Genomic DNA, 617 nt, shown 5'->3' with positions numbered 1-617 from the left:
CGCTGGCGACACGATCCAGCGGCGACCGCCCCGGACCGTAAATGCCCGGCAAGCGAAACACCCGAGCGCCGATCTCCTGCCACGCGGCATCGGCTTCGGCCCGCGCATTGCGGCGACCGCTGCCGATCGCGGCACTCTCATCGACCCACGCCCCGCCAGCATCGCCGTAAACCCCGGTCGAGGACAGGTAGCCGAGCCACGCCCCGCTCGCGCGCAGGGCCGTGCCATAGGTGACCAGCACCGGATCGATCTCGCCCGCAGGCGGCACCGAGGACAGGATATGCGTCGCCGCGCCCAGTTCCAGCGCAACCGCCGCGCCATCATCGAAGCGGATCGTACCGTCGCGCCCGTCGCGCGTGGTGCCGACCACCACCCCGCCTGCGCCGCGCACCCGCGCCGCCAGCACTTGCGCGGTATAGCCAAGCCCGAAGCTCAGCAGCCGCACATCACTTCGCCCCATAGCCATTGTACAGCAACCCGAAGAAATCGCCCTTGTTCCAGCGCGGGCGCGCATCGCCATCGGCAATCGCGCGCGCGATCGCATAATTGGCATCGACAAAACGGATGCCCTGCGCCCAGTCGATCGGCTGCGACAGGTCGTCGGCCGGCTGGTGATA

Annotated in this window: 1 pseudogene; it reads right to left on the bottom strand. The window is 69.2% G+C overall.

From position 1 onward, the window contains the following. Window positions 1-445: pseudogene (locus AACY08_RS27990) on the bottom strand (hypothetical protein); the annotation flags it as partial. Window positions 446-617 lie beyond the last annotated feature (172 nt).

Source organism: Pseudomonas sp. EL_65y_Pfl1_R83, from assembly GCF_963970695.1.
GTDB classification, from domain to species: domain Bacteria; phylum Pseudomonadota; class Gammaproteobacteria; order Pseudomonadales; family Pseudomonadaceae; genus Aquipseudomonas; species Aquipseudomonas tritici.
This window is presented reverse-complemented; position numbering and strand designations above follow the sequence as displayed.